Below are 20,064 nucleotides of genomic sequence, written 5' to 3' on the forward strand. Positions count from 1 at the left end.
GTTTAAATCTCTTTGATGGATTTCGCGATGCGTATTTTGCTTTAATGTCTACTTGCCTTGACCTTGACCACGGGTTGTATCCGCTCTGGTGCGACCAAAAATTTTAGGGGTGCTGCTGTCGTTGCGGAGCTCGTCGGTGGCTTGAGCGCAAGCATCGCGTCCGAAGTGAACGCGATTCGTGTGGCCAATGGACAGCCCGCACTGTCCCCTGATAGCCGTTTGGGGCGCGCCGCGCAGGCCCATGCAAATGACATTCAAGTGAAAGCTTACTTCAGCCACACGGGCCAAGACGGATCGAGTGCGGGGGATCGCGTGATACGCCAAGTATACGGGTTTTGCTTCGTCGCAGAGAACATTTCGCAAGGCCAAAAGGGCGCTATGCAAGCCTTGGCAAGCTGGCAGAAATCCGAAGGTCACCGCAAGAATTTACTCTCGAAAAATGCGATACACTTTGGCATGGCGCAAGCGGGGGAATATTATTACGTGATGGTGCTTGGCAAGCCGGGGTGCTGATCTAGCATAAGGTCTGCTGCACGCCACCGATCCAAACCTCTGCAATCGCGCGGTCATCGCCCATCATAAGGGTTGGAAAAATCCGATCCCAATGATGGGCCGCATTATTATAGCGCTGCGCAATTGCGGCAGTGGAGGCGAGGTCAAGAATTGCTATATCGGCCTCCATCCCGAGCTCAAGCGTGCCTATTTTATCGCTCAAGTGCAAAGACTTCGCCGATCCTGCAGTGGCGAGCCACAAGAGCTGCCCTGCATGCAAGACCGAGCCGTTCAACTGTGCCACCTCATAGGCGGCCGCCATCGTGCGCAGCATCGAAAAACTTGATCCGCCGCCCGTATCTGTCGCCAATCCTGTGCTGATCCCGCGTGCTTTTAAACCCGCCATATCAAACAGGCCCGAGCCTATGAATGTGTTGGACGTTGGACAATGCACCAGCGCTGCGTCTACTTCTTTCAAGCGATCAATTTCGCGTTTCACAAGATGGATCGCATGGCCATAAACACCACGCCCCCCGAGCAAACCGAATGCCTCATACGTGTCGAGATAGTCGCGCGCGTTGGGGAAGAGATCCTTCACCCATGCGATTTCATCCACCTGTTCGCTGAGATGGGTTTGCATCAAGCAATCGGGGTTTTCGGCCCACAATGCGCCTAACGCTGCTAGTTGCTCTGGCGTCGATGTCGGCGAAAACCGCGGTGTGATCGCATAGGAAAGGCGCCCGACGCCATGCCACTTTTCAAGCAATGCTTTGCTCTCGTCATAGCTTGTTTGCGCAGTATCGCGCAGGCCTTCAGGCGCATTGCGATCCATGCAGGTTTTGCCCGCAACGATCCTTTGTCCGCGCTTTGCAGCCTCTGTGAAGAGGGCTTCAACCGAAGTTGGGTGAATGGTGCAAAAGCTCGCCATTGTAGTGGTGCCATGGGCGGCCGTCAGATCTAGATAGCGCGCTGAAATCTCCGCCGCATAGGTTGGATCGTCAAAGCGCATTTCCTCGGGGAAGGTGTAGGTATTAAGCCAGTCAATCAACCGTTTACCCCAAGAGGTAATCATCGCAGTTTGCGGATAATGCACATGCGCGTCGATAAAACCGGGGCAAATCAACCTGTTCGGATGGGGGTGATGCGTCGCCTCCGGATGGGCGACGATAAGGGTATCGCGGCTGTCGCGCGCTGTGATCTTGCCGTTCTCGATCAGCAATGCGGCGTCGCTTTGGATCTGGATGGCGTCTTCGGGCGGTACCTCGAACGGATCGTCATGAAATACCAACAGATCGCCGGATAAAATGTGCTTTTGTGTCATGTGCCTTGCGTAGCAGAAACATGTGCCCGCGAACCAGCATTTTTGCGTGAGGCTCTGTTGCTTTGGCGCTCTTGTCCTTAAAGTGGACACCAATTGCGCGCTTCAGATCGAAAGGCCTCTCATAATGAATGACACAGATCTGGTGAGTGGCGGGCGCATCGGTGCGCAAGAGGGTGATTACCAACTTGAGCACGCGAGTGTATCTGCGGTGCTTGGGGCTGTGGATCGTGGTGATCAAGGCCTGTTGACCATGCTTATGGACCCACTCCATCCTGCTGATATCGCTGACCTTTTAGAACAAATTAGCGCACCTGAGCGACGTGATCTCATCTGGCTCTATGATCGTGAATTTGACGGCGAAATCCTGTCTGAACTTGATGAGAGTATTCGCGATGAGGTCGTTGCAATATTGCGGCCCGAAGTCCTCGCCTATGCCGTGCGCGAATTGGAAAGCGATGATGTTGTTGACCTGATCGAAGATCTCACGCTCTTTCAACAGGACGTCATTCTGGACGCTTTGGATGACAGTGATCGCGTCGCGGTCGAACAATCGCTGACCTATCCCGAGAAATCTGCAGGTCGCTTGATGCAACGCGAAGTGGTCATGGCGCCGGAGCATTGGACTGTGGGTCAAGCGATTGATTATTTGCGAGCGCAAGAGACGTTGCCAGAGCAATTTTACCACGTTACGTTGGTCGATCCACGCTTCAAACCTTTGGGCAATGTGACGCTGGGCAAGCTTATGGGCTCAAAACGTGAAACGCTCTTGTGGGAGCTGACGGAGGCGGTTTTCCAAATCATCCCCGCGATGCAAAGCGAAAGCGAAGTCGCCTATGCGTTCAACCAATATCACCTGATTTCTGCGCCTGTCGTGGACGAAGATGAGCGCCTTGTCGGCGTGATCACCATCGATGATGCGATGATCGTGCTTGACGAAGGGCATGAGGAAGACATTTTGCGCCTCGCCGGTGTGGGCGAAAGCTCGCTCTCGGATCGTGTGATCAACACCACTAAGCAGCGTTTGCCATGGCTCGCAGTGAACCTTGTGACGGCCATCGCCGCAAGCCTCGTGATCGCACAATTCGAGGCGGCGATCACCCAGATTGTCGCGCTTGCGGTATTGATGCCAATCGTAGCCTCGATGGGGGGCAATGCGGGGACGCAATCGCTGACCGTTGCGGTGCGCGCGATTGCTACGAAAGACCTTACGAGCTCCAACATGTGGCGGGTGATCCGGCGCGAAGTCCTTGTGGGCCTGATCAATGGCCTTGTGTTTGCGCTTATGATGGGGGCGGTTGGATTGATCTGGTTCGGGTCCCCCGCGCTGGGCTATGTGATTGCGGCGGCGATTGTGATCAATATGGTGGTGGCAGGTCTGGCTGGCACGGCGATCCCTGTTTTGCTAGAGAAAATCGGCATTGATCCGGCGCTGGCTTCTGGTGCATTTGTCACTACGCTCACTGATGTGGTCGGCTTTTTCGCCTTTTTGGGCCTTGCAGCATTGGTGCTTTTATGAACGACTTCACACAGATCAAAACGGACGCGCGCAAGGCCGCGTTTGCTGCGCGAAAGCTAGCGTTTGACACGGCGCACGCAAGCCAATCTGCCTTTCTCAGTGAAGTTCTTGCGGGTTATCGCGGTGTTACGCTAGCGGGCTATGCGCCGATGCGCACGGAGATTGACCCGCTGCCTGCCTTGGCTGAGGCTGCCGGGCATGGTCCAGTTGGCATGCCTGTGATCAAATCCGCAGCAACCCCGCTAGATTTTCGTGAATGGACGCCAGAATGCGCGATGATTGAGGGCACGTTCGGTGCTTATATTCCCGAAAGTGGCGAGTGGATTGAGCCTGAAATCCTCATCGTGCCGCTGGTCGCCTTTGATCGACAGGGTGGTCGTTTGGGCTATGGCGGTGGCTTTTATGATCGCACTATCGAACGCCTGCGCGCGCGCCGTGCGACGATGGCCATCGGCTTTGCATTTGAAGCGCAGGAACTCACGGATCTTCCGCTTGAACCGACCGATCAACCCCTTGATCTGATCGTCACGGAAAAGGGCATCTTCACCCCTTCATCTTGCTAAATAAACTCTTCTGAGATTGAAGATCACAGAGGCCACAGCAATGGGATGAGCAAGCATGCCAAAATCCCTATGGAGAGGTTCAAAGGAATACCGACTTTCATGAAATCGGTGAACTTATATCCTCCCGGACCATAGACCAACATGTTGGTTTGATACCCGATGGGTGTCGCAAAGCTCGCTGATGCGGCGACCATCACGGCCACCACCAAAGGCCGTGCATCGATGCCAAGTGCGTCTGCGAGCCCAATGGCAATCGGTGTGACCACAACTGCGACTGCGTTGTTGGATACTAATTCGGTGAGGATCGAGGTCAGTAAATAGATCGCCCAGACCAGAAGGAACGGAGGTAGGCCGGTCAGGAACGGTGCGAAGGCATTTACGATCAAACTCACCGCGCCAGAACTCTCCAATGCGGTGCCAATAGCGAGCATCGCGAAGATCAGCGTTAACAGGCGTCCGTCGACGAAGGAAAAAGCCTCATCCGCGTCAATGCAGCGCGCGATTAGAACCAAAGCGACGGCGATGATCGACAGATAGAAAATTGGTGCGAGTCCAAAGCCCGCAAGGGCAACAATGCCAACAAGTGCGAGCAAAGCTATCGGCGCGTGGCTGCGGCGGTAGGCACGTTCTGAGGGGGCGGAAACGTCCACAAGGTCCATTTCCGTGGCTAGCCTTTGGATGTCCTCAGGCGCACCTTCTAGCAGCAGGGTGTCGCCCACACGCACCAACACGCTATCAAGCTGGCCGCTGATATTTTGGTTCCGGCGATGCACTGCCAGTGGATAAACTCCAAACCGGCGCCGCAAACGCAGTGCGCCCAAGGTGCGTCCGATCATCTTGCAGCCGGGGGTGATCAAGACCTCGACCGTATGGGTCTCAACAGCGGAAACTTGGTCAATGCGCTTGAGTTCTTTGTTGCGCTGCAAGCTTAGCAATTCGGAAATGCGACTGCGCAGAACCACGCGATCACCGACTTGCAAGCACACGTCTTTCAGATTGCGGCGCAGCGACGTGTCCCCACGCACGACGTCGATTAAGCGCACGCCTTCGCGTTTGAACAATTGCACGCCCATCACCTCGCGCCCGATCAGGTTGCTTTCGGGGGGAATGACCGCTTCGGTGAAGAATTTCATCTTGCTTTTATCGGACAGAAGGCTCGCCATGCTGTCACGCTCTGGTATCAGGTAGGGCCCGATAAAGCGTAGATAAAGCATCCCCCAAGCGACGAGCACAACGCCGAGTGGCGTGACTTCAAAAATCGAGAAGGCCTTCATGCCATTTGCCTGCGCGACCCCGTCTACAAGCAGGTTGGTTGAGGTACCAATCAGCGTCAGCGTGCCGCCAAGGATGGCGGCATAACTCAAGGGGATCAACAGTTTAGAGGCCTTGGTGCCCAAAGTGCGACTAAGCTGCACGAATACGGGGATCATCACCACCACAACGGGCGTGTTAGATACCACGGCGGAAGCGATGATCACGAATGTGAGTAACATCGCAATCGCCAAGGCAGGGTTGGTTTTGGCCTGCTTGTCGGCCATTTTGGTAAAGGCTTCCAGCGCGCCGGTGCGCACCAAAGCGCCCATCACGATGAACATTGCGGCGATGGTCCATGGCGCAGGGTTTGAGAGCACGGTGAGCGCGTTCTCGTAAGGCAATACCCCAAGTATCAGCAAAAATGCGACGCCAACGATGGCGACAACTTCGGTGGGATAGCTTTCGCGCACGAAGAGCACAAACATACCAAGCACGGTCAACAGCGCCGCGATTGCGCTTTGGTTTTGTGTAAGTTCAAAAAATATTATGCCAGCGCCTTCTCGTTGGTTTCGCGTGCGCGCGGTTGCACAAGGAACAGGCCGCTCAGCATCAGCGCAAGGGCGAGCCATATGCCACTTGCATAGGCTTCGCCCAGAAGCACGATTGCCCAGAAGATCCCGAAGATCGTAACTAGATAGCTAACTTGTGCGGCAAAGACCGGTCCTGCATTGCTGACCAGCCAGACGTAGCCTGCGTATACCACCGCATGAGCGACTGCGATGATAAGAAAAGCATATTCCGGTGGCCCCCAAGTGGTGGGCACAGGGATGAATTGGCCGGTGCCAAGTGCTAGCAAGAGCGAGGGCACGAGGCCAAACACAGAGGACCAGAACAACGTCTCAATTGCGTCAAATCCGTATGTGCCCCATTTGGCAACCACATTACCCTCGAGCGCATAAAAACTTGGCGCAACTAGTGCGACGGCGATCCACCAGAGGGTGACATCGCCCTCGAAACTACCGCTATTGGCCGCGATCAAAACCACAGCGCCAAAGCCAAGCGTCAGGCCAATCAATTTGCGCGCCGAGAACCTGTCGTTGCCAAGGGACAGCGCAATCGGAAAGGCGAGCATAGGGATCAGCGAGAGCAGGATAGAAATTATGCCACTGGGGAGATGCACAGCGGCTTGATAGCTGGCAGAATTGGGCAAGAGTGTGCCAATCACCGCGATCAAGCATGCAAAACGGATTTGCAGTGCGCTTGGTTTTCTCAATTGTCCACGCAGGATCAAAACGTTTCCCATCAGCGCGACGGCTATGGCGAACTGCCAGAAGATAAGGCCGAAGTGTTGGTATCCGGCGCTCACGGTGATTTTGGTTAAAGGCATGGTGACACCCCAACCTGCGCCAAGCAGGATCAGGACTCCGAAGAGGGAGAGGCTGCCTTTCACTGGCTCACGGCCCGCTTTGTTCTAGCCGCCCGCCACGGCGGATCATCTCAACGGAGGTGGCTTTGCCAGTGCGATTATCGGTAACGACGAAGAGGCCAGACAAGGTTGCTTCGCCATTGGCGGGTGTGAAACGCGATTTGCTCATGCCTGTCACAAACCGGCGCATGGGCTCTTCTTTCTCCATACCAATCACCGAATTATAGTCGCCGCACATGCCCGCATCGCTTTGAAAGGCAGTGCCGCCCGGCAGGATTTGTGCGTCCGCCGTCGGCACATGGGTATGCGTGCCCACCACAATCGAGGCGCGTCCGTCGCAGAAATGGCCGATGCCCATTTTCTCGGAAGTCGCTTCGCAGTGCACATCCACAAGGATCATTTGTGCCAAGCCGCCCAACGGGTGCGCGCGCAGCACAGCATCAAGGGCAGAAAACGGATCGTCATAGGCGCGTTTCATAAAGACTTGTCCCAGAACTTGCAGCACGAGAACTTTCTGACCGCCCTTGGCTTTAAACAACTTATGCCCGCGACCGGGCGCAGTTTTGGCAAAGTTCAAAGGGCGCAGGATGCGTTGGTCTTTGTCAATATGTTGCATCATATCACGCTGATCAAAGGCATGATCGCCAAGTGTGATGCAATCTGCGCCAGCCGCGAAAATGTCATTCGCGTGCTCTGCATTCAGGCCCATCCCGTTTGAGGAGTTTTCGCCATTCACAACGATGAAGTCAGTGCGCAATTCATCGCGCAGCTTGGGCAAGTTTTCTGTGATAGCACGGCGCCCTGCGCGGCCCATCACATCGCCTAGGAAAAGTGTTCTCATACACCCGAACTACCACGCGCTGAGAGGCACGCAAGGCCCGCCTTGGAATTTGAGCGTTAGAGCGGCCAGAAAACCAAAATTGCGGGGATAGAGACGGCAACAATGATGACTTCTAGGGGTAGGCCGATGCGCCAGTAATCGCCGAATTGATAGCCGCCGGGGCCAAGGATCAACGTGTTGTTCTTATGCCCGATGGGTGTAAGGAACGCCGCAGATGCTGCAATGGCCACAGCCATCAAGAATGGATCAGGAGACACGCCCAAGTACTGTGCCATCTGAATGCCAACAGGGGCCGCGACAATGGTTGTCGCCGTGTTGTTGAGCACGTCCGAAAGCGTCATCGTCACCACCATCAAGACTGTGAGGATCGCCCAAGCGGGTAGACCTTCTGTCAATCCAACAAGCGCACCCGCGATCAATTCCGTGCCGCCGGCATCTTGCAACGCCGCGCCAAGCGGGATCATCGAGCCAAGTAAGACAACTACCGGCCATTCGATGTGGGTGTAGAGTTCCGAAAGCGGTACGATCTTGGCCAAAACATAAGCCACAACTACACAGCCAAGCGCGATAGGGAGGTAAACCAAACCAAAGCTGGCCGCAGCAACAGCCGCCGCGAACATGCCAATGGCGAGCCAGACTTTTCTATCTTGCGTGATTGCAAGAGCGCGCTCTGCGAGGGGCAAGCAATCGAGCCATTCGGTCACATCAGGTCCGCGATCTTTCGGAACAAGAAGCAGCAGAATATCGCCCGCGCGTACCTCGGTTTTACGCAAATGATCTCGGATTGCCTTGCCCTGACGTGAAATGCCCATGAGAACCGTGCGCTGACGCCACGCAAGCCCGATGCTTTGTGCTGTTCTGCCTGTGAGACGCGAATTTTCGGTGACGACCACTTCGATCACGTCGACACCGTCACCGGCTGCATTCAACTGCTCTTCACGTTTCTCGTCCGAAAAGGCCAGCGAGAGGGCAGCGCGAAATTCGTCAAGCGCTGCAGGGGAAGCTTCGAGCACAAGCGTGTCGCCGCCCTTTAGTTCCGAATTGCGCGCGCGGCCATAGCGTCGTTTGCCATCGCGGATCAGGCCGATCAGGGCGACGTCGGCTTTCTCCGCGTCCTCTTCGATTTCGGAAAAACGCTTGCCAATTATTTTGCTGTCCGCTGGCACTGTCAGTTCTGCGATATAGTCGGACATGTCATCGCCTGCTGTCACACTGTCGCTGCGCGCAGGGATCAAGCGCCAGCCGATTAGGGCCACAAAGGCAAGCCCCGCAAGCGCTGCAACACCGCCAACGGGGGCGAAGTCGAACATCTCGAATGGCTCGCCCAATTGCTCTTCTCGGATCGCGGCGATGATGATGTTTGGGGGCGTTCCGATGAGCGTGACCATACCACCGAGTATTGTCGCAAAGCTGAGCGGCATGAGCGACAAACCAGGCGCGCGACCCGCTTTGCGCGCGGTCTGAATATCGACAGGCATCAAGAGCGCCAAGGCTGCGACGTTATTCATGAACGCTGACAGCACCCCGCCAATCCCGCCCATCAGCGCGATATGCCCGCCAAGATTGCGTGAACTGTCCACCAAGGTGCGCGTAATCAAGAAGACTGCGCCCGAGCGCACCAAACCTGCAGAGACCACAAGCACCAAAGCAACCACCAACGTAGCGGGATGGCCAAAGCCCGCAAACGCGTTCTTGCCCTCAACCACGCCCAAGAGCACCCCAACTATGAGGGCAGAAAACGCCACAAGATCATAGCGAAACGGCCCCCAAAGCAAGAGGGCGAACACGCTCCCAAACAAAGCGAAAATAATAATTTGATCTTGGGTCAAGATAGGCCTTTCACGTTGCGGTCAGCTTCACCTTAAAACGTGCTGACATGCAACCGACTTGCGGGCATCCCCTTGGCGGGCTTATACCGAACGCGATTTAAGACTTCTCATCTGGAGAGAGACATGGCCGGCCACTCAAAATGGGCAAATATTCAGCACCGCAAGGGGCGTCAGGATAAACTGCGTTCAAAACTGTTTTCTAAGTTCTCCAAGGAGATCACGGTTGCCGCAAAGATGGGCGATCCCGATCCCGAAAAGAACCCGCGTTTGCGTCTTGCGGTGAAGGAAGCGAAGTCGCAATCCATGCCGAAAGACAACATTGATCGCGCAATCAAGAAGGCGATAGGCGGCGAGGGCGATGATTACGAAGAAATTCGCTATGAGGGCTATGGCCCCAACGGTGTTGCGATCATTGTTGAGACGATGACGGACAATCGCAATCGCACGGCCTCGACCGTACGCTCCACATTCACCAAGAATGGCGGCAATCTGGGTGAAACCGGATCGGTGGGCTTCATGTTTGATCGCAAAGGACAGATCACCTATGGCGCGGATGCGGGCGACGCGGACACGGTGATGGAAGCCGCGATTGAAGCGGGCGCAGAGGATTGCGAAAGCTCTGAAGAGGGTCACAGCATTCTGTGCGAAGACACGGATCTTAATGAAGTTTCCACTGCTTTGGAAACTGCGCTGGGCGAAAGCGATAGTGCGAAACTGATTTGGCAGCCGAACATTTCCACGGAGATGGACTTGGAAGGCATGACCAAGCTAATGAGACTGATCGACGCTCTAGAGGATGACGATGATATCCAACGTGTGACGGCCAACTTTGAGGCCTCTGATGAGGTGATGGAGCAGCTTTAACGTTATCGGTTTTTACGCTTTCCGAACCCGATCTGCGATCCACCGCATGATCGGGTTTTTTGTGGCCGCAACAGTTCGAGGTGAAGGATCTTCGCTTTCGGTTGATCAGAATAAATTAGCTCAGACGCTTCAAATATTCGTTTATTAAATTGCGCAGGAAAGACGTAGAATTTGATATCTGAGGTCCAAAGTAAATCGCGAAAGGTGACTTGATCCACTTTGAAGCCAGCTTCGACAAAAGCTTTGCTCCAGCTGTTGAAAAAGCCGTCAACGCGTTCGCATGATTTGTAGAGTAGCACACCACAGTTGATTTCTGGAAACGCGCTGGGTACATTCGTGCGCCAACGTTTATTGTGACGCTGTCTGTGCCAAAGCTGAACGTGTGCGCCGCAGATTTCGAATTTTTTCTAATAGTTCGAACAAGCTTGATAAATCGTCACGCATGATCGTGTCATTGTCGAGGTAGAGTGTTTCTTCGAAAGGTGTTTCAGTCAGTAAGTCAACCTGGGCCTCGCCAATCCATCTGGGATGTTAAATGCAAGATCAAAGCCTTATGTGTCATCCTCTGCGGCGCACCCAATTGCTGTACCAAGCTCGGGGTTGGACGCTTTAACGCTTGCTGCGGAGCGTCGTGCGACATCAACATGTTGACTGCCCCAAGCGATATACAAAAGCCGCGTTTTCTCTTTGTCTGTTCTGTCATTGGGAAAGGTGTCTTTGCATTGAATTTTCGCTTTCATTTAATGTGTGAAAGGGCGACATGTCTAGTTTGTTCACCAGATCTGGTTATGCGCGCTGATAAAAGTAGCAACTTGACGTTAGCAAGATCAAAATTTTTGGATGGCGTTGTGTTTACATATCTATCGGGGTTCGGACTTAGCATCTCTTTAATTCTCGCCATTGGGGCGCAGAATGCGTTTGTTTTGAAGTACGGGCTTCGGCGCAAACACGTCCTGCCGATAGTCCTGACCTGCGCTATATCCGATGCGGTTTTGATCATTGCAGGGGTCGCGGGGTTCGGCGCGCTGGCGCAGGCCTTGCCGTGGTTTGAGACCGCGATGCGTTACGGTGGCGTCCTTTTTCTGTTTTGGTATGGTTTGCAAAATGCACTCTCTGCGTGGCGCGGAGGCAGTGCGTTAGAGGGGGAGGCGGAGGTCACGACATCCCTGCGTAAAACCCTACTAACCCTGTTTGCAATCACATTTTTGAACCCGCATGTGTATTTGGACACTGTGGTTTTGATCGGATCAATCTCGGCACAATACGAGGACCGTTTGGCCTTTGGGATTGGAGCGGCTTTGGGCAGTTTCACTTTTTTCATTTGTCTCGGCTTTGGTTCGCGTTTGCTCTCACCCATTTTTGCCAACCCAGCGGCATGGCGCGTGTTGGACGCGATCATTGCGCTCACAATGTGGGTAATTGCGATCTCTTTGTTGCTCTGAGGGTTGCGTATTCCGCGCCGGTTTGATTTGCGTTCATAATGGGAAAACAAGCACAAAGGCCGCTCGTCGGTGTTTTCTGGATGGTTACGGCAGGCTTGTGCTTTGTTGCGGTGACTGCGCTGGTCAAGCTCAACGGCACGCGCTTGCCTGCTGCGGAATCGGCATTTGTGCGGTACGCGTTGGGCCTGGTCTTTCTGATCCCAATGATGGGGCCACTACGCGCAACCACTTTGACGCCGCGCCTTTGGAAACTTGTCGCAGTGCGTGGGCTGTTTCACACGTTTGGCGTGACGCTCTGGTTCTTCGCGATGACCCAGATTTCAATCGCAGAAGTGACTGCAATGAACTATTTGACGCCCGTTTTCGTGACCGTCGCGGCCGCGCTATTCCTTGGTGAGAAACTGGCGTTTCGCCGCATCATCGCGGTGCTCTTCGCGCTCTTGGGGGCGATGATTATCCTAAGGCCTGGCTTTCGCGAGCTTAGCATTGGACATATTGCGATGCTCGCTGTGGCTTGCATGTTTTGCGTGTCTTATCTGACAGCAAAATTACTCGCGGATGCGGTGCCCGCCTCCGTGGTTGTATCGATGCTGTCCATTGCTGTCACAATCGGGCTAGCACCTTTGGCATTTTCAGTTTGGATTACACCATCTTTTCATGAGGTTGGCGTACTTTTAGGTGTTGCTTGTTTTGCCACTGCGGGCCATTTTGCGATGACGCTTGCCTTTGCCAATGCGCCCCTGACGGTGACGCAACCGGTGACGTTTGTTCAATTGATCTGGGCCGTTTCGCTTGGCTATTTTACCTTTGGCGAAGCGGTGGATATTTGGGTGATCTTAGGCGGTTTTGTGATCCTATGTTCGATCACATTTATCACGTGGCGCGAAGCAGTGCTGAAGCGCGGTGAAATCACGCCCGGAACGCACGCGCCAAAGGGGTGATAACTCGTACCTTGCTAATAAGTTTTTTATTGATTGACTGGTCAATTTAAATAAAATTATCTGCAGCAAAGGCGATAACGGAGAGTGATGTGCCCAAGTTAGGAATGGAACCGTTGCGTCGCGCAGCCTTGGTTGAGGCTACGATCTGCGAGATTGGAGCGCATGGCACGCTGGATGTCACAGTCGGCGCGATTGCCAAGCGGGCAGGAATGTCATCGGCCTTGGCGCATCACTATTTTGGCGGCAAAGAGCAGATATTTCTGGCCGCAATGCGTCATACGTTGACGGTATATGGCGCCGAAGTGCGGGCGGCTTTGGTGACGGCCGAAACCGACACAGCCCGCGTCGAGGCGATTGTGTGCGCCTCCTTCTCAAGTTCGAACTTCCGTCCGGAGGTGATTGCAGCGTGGTTGAATTTCTACGTGCTGGCCCAAACCGTGCCAGAAGCTAAGCGCTTACTTACCATCTACCAAGCGCGCATTCGCTCGAATCTTGTCTATTCCCTGCGCCCTTTGATTGGCGTGCGAGCCTCGCAAACCGCCTCGCGGATTGCGGCAATGATTGATGGTGTGTATCTACGCCAAAGCTTGGTCAAAGCACGGCCAGATCAATCCGAAGCCGCAAGGCAGGTCATTGACTATCTCTATTTTGAATTGAGAGGGGTGCGCGATGAGAAAGCCTAACATATTGATTTTTATGTTCGATCAACTCAACGGTACCTTCTTTCCTGACGGCCCTGCCGACTGGCTCCATGCGCCCAATATCAAAAAGCTTGCCGCGCGCTCGACCCGTTTCAAGAACGCCTACACGGCCAGCCCTTTGTGCGCACCGGGGCGCGCGAGCTATATGTCCGGCCAATTGCCGAGCACGACGGGCGTCTATGACAACGCCGCTGAGTTTCCCTCTTCGATCCCCACATATGCGCATCATCTTAGGCGCGCGGGCTATCAAACCTGCCTCTCTGGCAAGATGCATTTCGTTGGCCCTGATCAGTTGCACGGCTTTGAAGAGCGCATAACAACCGACATTTATCCCCCTGATTTCGGTTGGACGCCGGATTATCGCAAGCCTGGTGAGCGGATCGAATGGTGGTATCACAATATGGGCTCGGTGACAGGCTCTGGCATTGCGGAAATCACCAATCAGATGGAGTACGACGACGAGGTTGCTTATCATGCGACGCGCAAGATTTATGATCATGCGCGTGGCAAGGATGAACGCCCGTGGTGCCTGACTGTCAGCTTCACGCACCCCCATGACCCTTACGTGGCACGCCGCAAATATTGGGATTTGTATGAGGATTGCGCGCACCTGATGCCAGAGGTTGGTCCGATCCCTTATGAGGATCAGGATACGCATTCCCAACGCATCTTGGACGCCAATGATCGCGATAACTTCAACATTTCTGACGAAGATATCTGCCGCTCGCGCCGTGCCTATTTCGCCAATATCTCCTACCTCGATGACAAAGTCGGTGAGGTGATGGAGGCGCTAGAAAGCACGCGCCAAGAGGCGATCATCATGTTCGTGGCAGATCACGGCGATATGCTGGGCGAACGTGGTTTGTGGTTCAAGATGTCGTTCTTTGAGGGCTCTGCGCGTGTCCCGATGATGATATCAAGCCCTGATATGGAGCCGGGTCTTATTGACACTCCTGTGAGCAACATCGACGTTTGCCCGACGCTCTGCGATCTCGCGGGGGTGAATATGGAAGAAATCATGCCTTGGACCGAAGGGATGAGCCTGAAACCCATGGGGCAGGGTGTCGAACGCACCGCTCCTGTCGCGATGGAATACGCGGCCGAAGCCAGCTACGCGCCGCTCGTGTGTTTGCGCTATGGCAAATGGAAACACATCCGCTGCGCGCTTGATCCCGATCAGCTTTTTGATCTGGATGCTGATCCTCATGAACTGAAAAATCTCGCCGATACGCCAGAACATCAAGGCACTTTGCAAACCCTGCGCGCTAAATCGGAACAACGCTGGGATCTGGATCGTTTCGACGCAGAAGTCCGCCGCTCCCAAGCGCGCCGCTGGGTTGTCTATGAAGCCCTGCGCAATGGCGATTATTTCCCATGGGACTACCAACCCCTGCAAAAAGCGTCTGAACGCTACATGCGTAATCATATGGATCTTAACGTCTTGGAAGAAAGCCAGCGCTTCCCGAGAGGCGAATAGGCCTCGTCTTCATCTTTCTAAATAAACTTCCGCCGGAGGCAAACATGCCCAATCCCACACAGCCCACCGCCAGCCATTTCATCAATGGTACCTATGTAGAAGACACCGCCGGCGCGGAAATTCCAGTGATATACCCAGCAACGGGCGAACAGATCGGCGTTGTTCACGAGGCTACGCCCGCGATCATCGAACAGGCCATCACCAGCGCCAAAGCCGCGCAAAAAGCGTGGGCTGCGATGTCGGGCACGGAGCGGGGTCGCATCTTACGCCGTGCTGCCGACATGATCCGCGAGTGCAACCATGATCTGTCGGTGTTGGAGACCTACGACACGGGCAAACCTATGTCAGAAACGCTCTACGTTGATGCGACATCTGGCGCGGATGCGTTGGAATATTTCGGTGGTCTTGCGGGCAGCTTGACGGGCGAACATATTCAGCTTGGTGAAGATTGGGTCTACACACGCCGCGAAGCATTGGGGCTGTGTGTTGGCATCGGCGCGTGGAATTACCCAACGCAGATTGCGTGCTGGAAAGGCGCCCCCGCGCTAGCCTGCGGCAATGCGATGATCTTTAAACCATCCGAAACAACGCCGCTTTGCGCGTTGAAAATTGCGGAAATCCTGCATGAGGCGGGCCTGCCTGCTGGGCTTTACAACGTCATCCAAGGCACGGGCGCTGTGGGTGCACCATTGGTGACGGATCCGCGCGTGGACAAAGTCTCGCTCACAGGATCTGTACCGACGGGGCGCAAGGTTTATGCGGCTGCGGCCGAAGGGATCAAACACGTCACGATGGAACTTGGTGGAAAATCCCCGCTGATTATCTTTGATGATGCTTCTCTTGAGGATGCGGTTGGCGGTGCAATTCTGGCTAATTTCTACAGCTCTGGCCAAGTCTGTTCCAACGGCACGCGCGTTTTTGTTCAAAAGGGCATCAAAGAGGCGTTCCTCAAGCGCTTGCATGAACGCTTGCAAACCGTGGTTATGGGCGATCCATTGGATGAGGCCACGAACTTTGGTCCCATGGTCTCAGAACGCCAAATGCAGATTGTGCAAGGCTTCATCGAAAAAGGCAAAGCCGAAGGCGCGCGGCTTGTGTGTGGCGGCGAGCGAATTGGAACTGAAGGGTTTTTCCTCGAGCCAACTGTTTTCGCGGATGTCACGGACGGTATGACCATCGCCACGGACGAAATCTTTGGCCCCGTCATGTCGGTGCTGGATTTCGAGACTGAAGACGAAGCGATCGCGCGCGCCAATGCGACGGAATTCGGACTCTCCGCGGGGGTCTTCACAACTGATCTTGCGCGTGGGCATCGCGTAATTGCGCAAATGGAGGCAGGATCCTGCTTTATCAATTCCTACAATGACGCCCCCGTAGAAGCGCCTTTTGGGGGTGCAAAGAATTCTGGTGTCGGGCGTGAAAATTCGAAGGCCGCGATCGAGCACTATAGCCAGATGAAGTCCGTTTACGTGCGCATGGGTGCCGTGGACGCGCCGTTTTGATGCAGGCTGAGTATGTGATCATTGGCGCAGGCTCTGCAGGCTGCGCCATGGCGTATCGCCTAACTGAGGCGGGGCATTCGGTCATCGTGATCGAGTTCGGGGGTACGGATGCGGGTCCGTTCATCCAAATGCCAGCGGCGCTGAGCTATCCAATGAACATGGCGCGCTATGATTGGGGCTATAGTTCGGAACCTGAACCGCATTTGAATAATCGCCGTTTGGCATGTCCGCGTGGCAAGGTGATTGGTGGGTCCTCTTCGATCAACGGCATGGTCTACGTGCGTGGACATGCGAAAGACTTTGATCATTGGGCCGAAAGCGGCGCGCAAGGGTGGTCTTACGCGGATGTGCTGCCCTACTACAAACGCATGGAGAACTGGCGCAGCGGGGGGCATGGCGGTAACAAAAGCTGGCGCGGTCGCAGAGGACCTTTGCATATCAGTCGAGGCCTGCGTTTGAACCCCTTGTTCAAGGCGTTTGTGAAGGCTGGCAAGCAGGCCGGATATGAAACAACGGACGATTATAACGGTGAAAAGCAAGAGGGTTTCGGACCCATGGATCAGACCGTTTATAGGGGGCGGCGCTGGTCTGCGGCCAATGCCTATTTGCGGCCCGCGATGAAGACAGGAAAGTGCCAAGTCGTCAGCGCGCTTGCGGAGCGTATCGTGATCAAGGACGGGCGCGCTATCGGTGTTGCCGTTGCGGGTGGCGAGGTGATCACGGCAGAACGTGAAGTGATCCTTGCGGCGAGCTCGATAAATTCGCCAAAGCTGTTGATGTTGTCGGGCGTTGGCCCTGCGGCGCATCTGAAAGAGCATGGCATCGAAATCGCCGCGGATCGCCCGGGCGTGGGGCAAAATCTGCAAGATCATTTGGAGCTGTATATCCAGATGGCTGCGTCGCAGCCCGTGACGCTTTATAAATATTGGAACCTGATTTCAAAGGCTGTGATCGGCGCGCGCTGGCTGTTTACCAAAACTGGCCTTGGGGCGTCTAATCAGTTTGAAAGCGCAGCGTTTATTCGCACGAAAGCAGGTGTCGAATATCCTGATATCCAGTATCATTTTCTACCAATTGCGGTGCGCTATGATGGTCAGGCTGCGGCGGAGGGGCACGGGTTTCAGGCACATGTGGGCCCTATGCGAAGCCCCTCGCGCGGATCGGTGAGCTTGAACAGTGCGGATCCCGCCGAAGCTCCAAAAATTGTGTTTAACTACATGAACGAAGCCAAGGATTGGGAAGATTTTCGTACTTGCATTCGCTTGACGCGCGAAATTTTTGCGCAGGATGCGTTTGCGCCCTTTGTGAAGCATGAAATCCAACCTGGGCAGGCGGTGCAAAGCGATGTAGAGCTGGACGCCTTCATCGCAGAACATGCGGAAAGTGCGTATCATCCGTGTGGCACCTGTAAGATGGGACGTGTTGATGATCCAATGGCAGTTGTCGATCCAGAATGTCGCGTGATCGGGGTTGAGGGCTTGCGTGTCGCAGACAGTTCGATCTTTCCGCGCATTACGAATGGCAATTTGAACGGGCCGTCGATCATGGTCGGTGAAAAGGCATCGGATCATATTCTGGGGGGTGATATGTTGGCGAAAAGCAATGACCGAACTTGGGTGCATCCTGAATGGGAGGTTGCGCAGAGATAGGGAGTGGTCGTGCTTCGGCACGGGCGAGAGGCGTTACCTCTCGCGCTCTCCGAGATATTTTAAGACCAAAGAAGGGGCAAGTTTGGTCTTTCTTAACCTAGGTTAAGGATTTGGATTGAATTGCACTCGCTTAGGTAGGCATATCTTTTGATATACTCAGGATTTGTTTTCTTTTGTGTGTTTTGGTTCAGCCGGTGTTCGCTGGTGCAGATGTGGCGGGATTTATGTGCGTGATTGATGGCGACACGTTTGATGTCGCAGGGCAGCGCGTTCGGATCTTTGGCATTGATGCGCCCGAAGGCAAGTAAACTTGCGAGACGGAGCAGGGCACGCTTTGGCCTTGTGGGGCTTGGGTGAGTGCGAAAGTCTCTGACTTGTATGATGGCAATGGCGCGGTATGTCGTCAGGTCGATTTGGATCGCTATGGCAGGATCGTCGCGCGCTGTAGTGTAGACGGGCGAGATGTCGGTGAGGATTTGGTTCCTCGCGGGTTGGCCTTTGCCTATCGCGCTTATTCGATGGAGTATGATTTGGTTGAAAAGGGCGCTGCGATCAATGATCGTGGGTTGCATGCGTCGCGCGTACAAAATCCAGCGGCGTATCGTGTAGAGCGTTCAGAGGGGAGCAGGCCGCCACGCCCAAATTGTGCAATCGAAGGCAATATCACCAAAAGTGGACGCATCTATCACATGCCTGGCCAGCATGATTACTAACGCACAGGCATCAATGAAGCGTCGGGCGAGCGCTGGTTTTGCACACAGTTTGCTGTGCGGTTAGCGGGATGGCGAAAAGCGCGTCGTTAGTGTGTGCTTGTACGGTATTTTCGCCTCATTTAGGCGACATCATAAGGTAGCAGGCCGCGACGATTACTATCCACGCTCAAACGTCGCTCAAGTGGCGGGACGGAGCGTTGATGGCAGTGCGTGCGCTCGCAAATCCGGCATGAAATTCCGATCGGTTCATAGGCAGAGGCATTCGAGGTGTCCAAACTGTCCGCATAGACCAGCTGGCTTGCGTGCGTCACTTCGCAGCCTAAAGCGATCGCAAACCGACGCACCGGTGCGCCAAAGGAGCTGCCCGGTTTTAGCACATCGCGGGCCAAGGAAATGTAGCGCACCCCGTCAGGAGTTTCGGCCAACTGGCGCACAAAACGGCCTGGGGTTTCAAATGCGCGGTGCACATTCCAAAGCGGACACGCCCCACCAAAGCGCGCGAATTGCAAGCGGGTGGCGCTGTGGCGTTTGGTAATAGATCCGGCCTGATCGACGCGCACGAAGAAGAACGGCACGCCTTTGGCACCGGGGCGCTGCAAGGTTGAGAGACGATGCGCCACCTGTTCGATTGAAGCACCAAACAGGATCGCAAGACGTTCCAGATCGTGACGTGTTTCTCGCGCGGCCTCAAGGAAGCGAGTGTAGGGCATCAGCGCCGCGCCCGCGTAGTAGTTAGCGAGACCAATTTTGGCGATCGCGCGGGCCTCAACCGTTTGAAAACGTGCAAGATCCAGGGTGGCTTCTAACAGGTTTTCTTGAGTGATCAGAGCCAGTTGGATCAACATTTGAAACGTTTGCGTCGCAGGGGCTGCGTATTCGGAAATGGTCAGGCTACGGGTCTCTGTGTCGAACGTTCGTAGCGTGTCGACAGGCGCAAATCGTATTTCTATCCCGTGTTGGCGAAAGCTGGTGCGCACGCGGTCTTGCGGGGTCGCGTGGGCCGGGCCTGAGGTTGCAAAATGTTCCGCCGCGCAGTCCATCGCGTCGATGTAATTGTCGCAATAATGAAAGAAATCGCGAACGTCTTCCCATGGACTTGGTTGCATTTGACCGTCTTCGCGCCCCAACGCTTCATCGAGCGAGGCGAGACGCTCATGGGTCTGACGATACGCGCGGTGTAGTTCCAAGAACGCGCGCGCAAACGCAGGGGCGTTGGAGGCAGTGAGACGCAAATCGGTGAGGGGTGGATCGACCGCATCAAGGACCGGATCCGCAAGGGCCTCGCGCATGTCCGTTACAAGGCGTTCTGCGTCGCCTGAGCTGAGTTCAGTAACATCAAAGCCAAATTCCTGCGCCAGCGCCAAGACCACGGTGGTCGAGAGCGGGCGCTTGTTATTCTCCATTTGATTGAGATAGGGAAGCGACACGCCAAGTTTGGCCGCAAAGTCTTTTTGGGTCAGGGAGACTTGCCCGCGCAAGTCGCGCAGTTTCGATCCAGCGTAGATTTTTTGAAGTGCCATGTCTGCGCCTCTT

At 54.8% G+C, this 20,064-nt stretch carries 17 protein-coding genes; 11 read left to right on the forward strand and 6 right to left on the reverse strand.

The genetic code is table 11. The features are described 5' to 3' along the window. Window positions 1-57 precede the first annotated feature (57 nt). Window positions 58-513 (forward strand): CAP domain-containing protein, encoded by a 456-nt coding sequence (locus tag QZ280_RS02780; protein WP_293440861.1) that lies wholly within the window; start codon window positions 58-60, stop codon window positions 511-513. 1 nt (window position 514) lies between these two features. Here QZ280_RS02780 and guaD read toward each other — a convergent pair whose 3' ends face one another. Continuing rightward, window positions 515-1,813 (reverse strand): guanine deaminase, encoded by a 1,299-nt coding sequence (gene guaD, locus QZ280_RS02785; protein ID WP_293440863.1) that lies wholly within the window; start codon window positions 1,811-1,813, stop codon window positions 515-517. 124 nt (window positions 1,814-1,937) lie between these two features. Between guaD and mgtE the strand changes: the two genes are divergently transcribed. Continuing rightward, on the forward strand, window positions 1,938-3,329 hold the full coding sequence (mgtE, locus tag QZ280_RS02790) for a magnesium transporter (protein ID WP_293440866.1): 1,392 nt from the start codon (window positions 1,938-1,940) through the stop codon (window positions 3,327-3,329). Further along, a complete protein-coding gene (locus QZ280_RS02795) occupies window positions 3,326-3,892 on the forward strand; it encodes a 5-formyltetrahydrofolate cyclo-ligase (RefSeq protein ID WP_293440868.1) in 567 nt (188 codons plus the stop codon). Before mgtE ends, QZ280_RS02795 begins: the two co-directional genes overlap by 4 nt. Window positions 3,893-3,915: 23 nt before the next feature. Here the strand turns inward: QZ280_RS02795 and QZ280_RS02800 are convergent, their stop codons facing one another. The 4 genes from QZ280_RS02800 to QZ280_RS02815 are packed head-to-tail and all read right to left on the reverse strand — an operon-like array spanning window position 3,916 to window position 9,242. Beyond that, window positions 3,916-5,694, reverse strand: a complete 1,779-nt coding sequence (locus QZ280_RS02800; protein WP_293441126.1) for an SLC13 family permease — start codon at window positions 5,692-5,694, stop codon at window positions 3,916-3,918. Continuing rightward, window positions 5,691-6,596 carry a DMT family transporter gene (locus QZ280_RS02805; RefSeq protein WP_293440870.1) on the reverse strand — a complete coding sequence of 302 codons (906 nt, stop codon included), beginning with the start codon at window positions 6,594-6,596 and terminating at the stop codon, window positions 5,691-5,693. Before QZ280_RS02805 ends, QZ280_RS02800 begins: the two co-directional genes overlap by 4 nt. 4 nt (window positions 6,597-6,600) lie before the next feature. Continuing rightward, complete coding sequence (locus tag QZ280_RS02810) at window positions 6,601-7,413, reverse strand: TIGR00282 family metallophosphoesterase (protein WP_293440872.1); 813 nt, start codon at window positions 7,411-7,413, stop codon at window positions 6,601-6,603. Window positions 7,414-7,469: 56 nt separating this feature from the next. Next, complete coding sequence (locus tag QZ280_RS02815; RefSeq protein WP_293440874.1) at window positions 7,470-9,242, reverse strand: SLC13 family permease; 1,773 nt, start codon at window positions 9,240-9,242, stop codon at window positions 7,470-7,472. A 123-nt stretch (window positions 9,243-9,365) separates the two neighbouring features. Here QZ280_RS02815 and QZ280_RS02820 point away from each other — a divergent pair, with 123 nt between their 5' ends. From QZ280_RS02820 to QZ280_RS16185, 8 genes are all read left to right on the forward strand, one after another. Further along, window positions 9,366-10,106, forward strand: coding sequence for a YebC/PmpR family DNA-binding transcriptional regulator (locus tag QZ280_RS02820; RefSeq protein WP_293440876.1), 741 nt, complete (start codon window positions 9,366-9,368; stop codon window positions 10,104-10,106). Window positions 10,107-10,954: 848 nt separating this feature from the next. Further along, the gene (locus QZ280_RS02825) at window positions 10,955-11,548 is read left to right on the forward strand and encodes a LysE/ArgO family amino acid transporter (protein WP_293440877.1); all 594 of its coding nucleotides are present in this window, start codon (window positions 10,955-10,957) and stop codon (window positions 11,546-11,548) included. A gap of 38 nt (window positions 11,549-11,586) precedes the next feature. Next, on the forward strand, window positions 11,587-12,489 hold the full coding sequence (locus QZ280_RS02830) for a DMT family transporter (protein WP_293440878.1): 903 nt from the start codon (window positions 11,587-11,589) through the stop codon (window positions 12,487-12,489). A 104-nt stretch (window positions 12,490-12,593) separates the two neighbouring features. Beyond that, complete coding sequence (gene betI / locus QZ280_RS02835; protein WP_293441128.1) at window positions 12,594-13,172, forward strand: transcriptional regulator BetI; 579 nt, start codon at window positions 12,594-12,596, stop codon at window positions 13,170-13,172. Next, window positions 13,159-14,667 (forward strand): choline-sulfatase, encoded by a 1,509-nt coding sequence (gene betC / locus QZ280_RS02840; protein WP_293440880.1) that lies wholly within the window; start codon window positions 13,159-13,161, stop codon window positions 14,665-14,667. Before betI ends, betC begins: the two co-directional genes overlap by 14 nt. A 44-nt stretch (window positions 14,668-14,711) precedes the next feature. Further along, window positions 14,712-16,169, forward strand: coding sequence for a betaine-aldehyde dehydrogenase (betB, locus tag QZ280_RS02845; protein WP_293440883.1), 1,458 nt, complete (start codon window positions 14,712-14,714; stop codon window positions 16,167-16,169). Continuing rightward, window positions 16,169-17,818, forward strand: a complete 1,650-nt coding sequence (gene betA / locus QZ280_RS02850) for a choline dehydrogenase (RefSeq protein WP_293441130.1) — start codon at window positions 16,169-16,171, stop codon at window positions 17,816-17,818. The genes betB and betA overlap by 1 nt, the downstream gene beginning before the upstream one ends. Before the next feature lie 353 nt (window positions 17,819-18,171). Further along, entirely contained in the window at window positions 18,172-18,531 is a 360-nt protein-coding gene (locus QZ280_RS16185; protein ID WP_365734109.1) for a thermonuclease family protein, read from the forward strand. 119 nt (window positions 18,532-18,650) lie between these two features. On the opposite strand, the gene QZ280_RS02860 is transcribed toward QZ280_RS16185, so the two are convergent. After that, window positions 18,651-20,051 (reverse strand): helix-turn-helix transcriptional regulator, encoded by a 1,401-nt coding sequence (locus QZ280_RS02860; RefSeq protein ID WP_293440885.1) that lies wholly within the window; start codon window positions 20,049-20,051, stop codon window positions 18,651-18,653. Window positions 20,052-20,064: the final 13 nt, after the last annotated feature.

It is taken from the genome of Planktotalea sp., assembly GCF_018607995.1.
In the GTDB taxonomy this organism is placed as follows: Bacteria; Pseudomonadota; Alphaproteobacteria; order Rhodobacterales; family Rhodobacteraceae; genus Planktotalea.

Bases quoted from the DNA above. Each gene is read 5' to 3' on its own strand.
- QZ280_RS02810 (WP_293440872.1), bottom strand. From the start codon at position 7,413: ATGAGAACACTTTTCCTAGGCGATGTGATGGGCCGCGCAGGGCGCCGT.
- betI (WP_293441128.1), top strand. From the start codon at position 12,594: ATGGAACCGTTGCGTCGCGCAGCCTTGGTTGAGGCTACGATCTGCGAG.
- QZ280_RS02795 (WP_293440868.1), top strand. From the start codon at position 3,326: ATGAACGACTTCACACAGATCAAAACGGACGCGCGCAAGGCCGCGTTT.
- QZ280_RS02860 (WP_293440885.1), bottom strand. From the start codon at position 20,051: ATGGCACTTCAAAAAATCTACGCTGGATCGAAACTGCGCGACTTGCGC.
- betC (WP_293440880.1), top strand. From the start codon at position 13,159: ATGAGAAAGCCTAACATATTGATTTTTATGTTCGATCAACTCAACGGT.
- betB (WP_293440883.1), top strand. From the start codon at position 14,712: ATGCCCAATCCCACACAGCCCACCGCCAGCCATTTCATCAATGGTACC.
- guaD (WP_293440863.1), bottom strand. From the start codon at position 1,813: ATGACACAAAAGCACATTTTATCCGGCGATCTGTTGGTATTTCATGAC.
- QZ280_RS02820 (WP_293440876.1), top strand. From the start codon at position 9,366: ATGGCCGGCCACTCAAAATGGGCAAATATTCAGCACCGCAAGGGGCGT.
- QZ280_RS02830 (WP_293440878.1), top strand. From the start codon at position 11,587: ATGGGAAAACAAGCACAAAGGCCGCTCGTCGGTGTTTTCTGGATGGTT.
- betA (WP_293441130.1), top strand. From the start codon at position 16,169: ATGCAGGCTGAGTATGTGATCATTGGCGCAGGCTCTGCAGGCTGCGCC.
- mgtE (WP_293440866.1), top strand. From the start codon at position 1,938: ATGAATGACACAGATCTGGTGAGTGGCGGGCGCATCGGTGCGCAAGAG.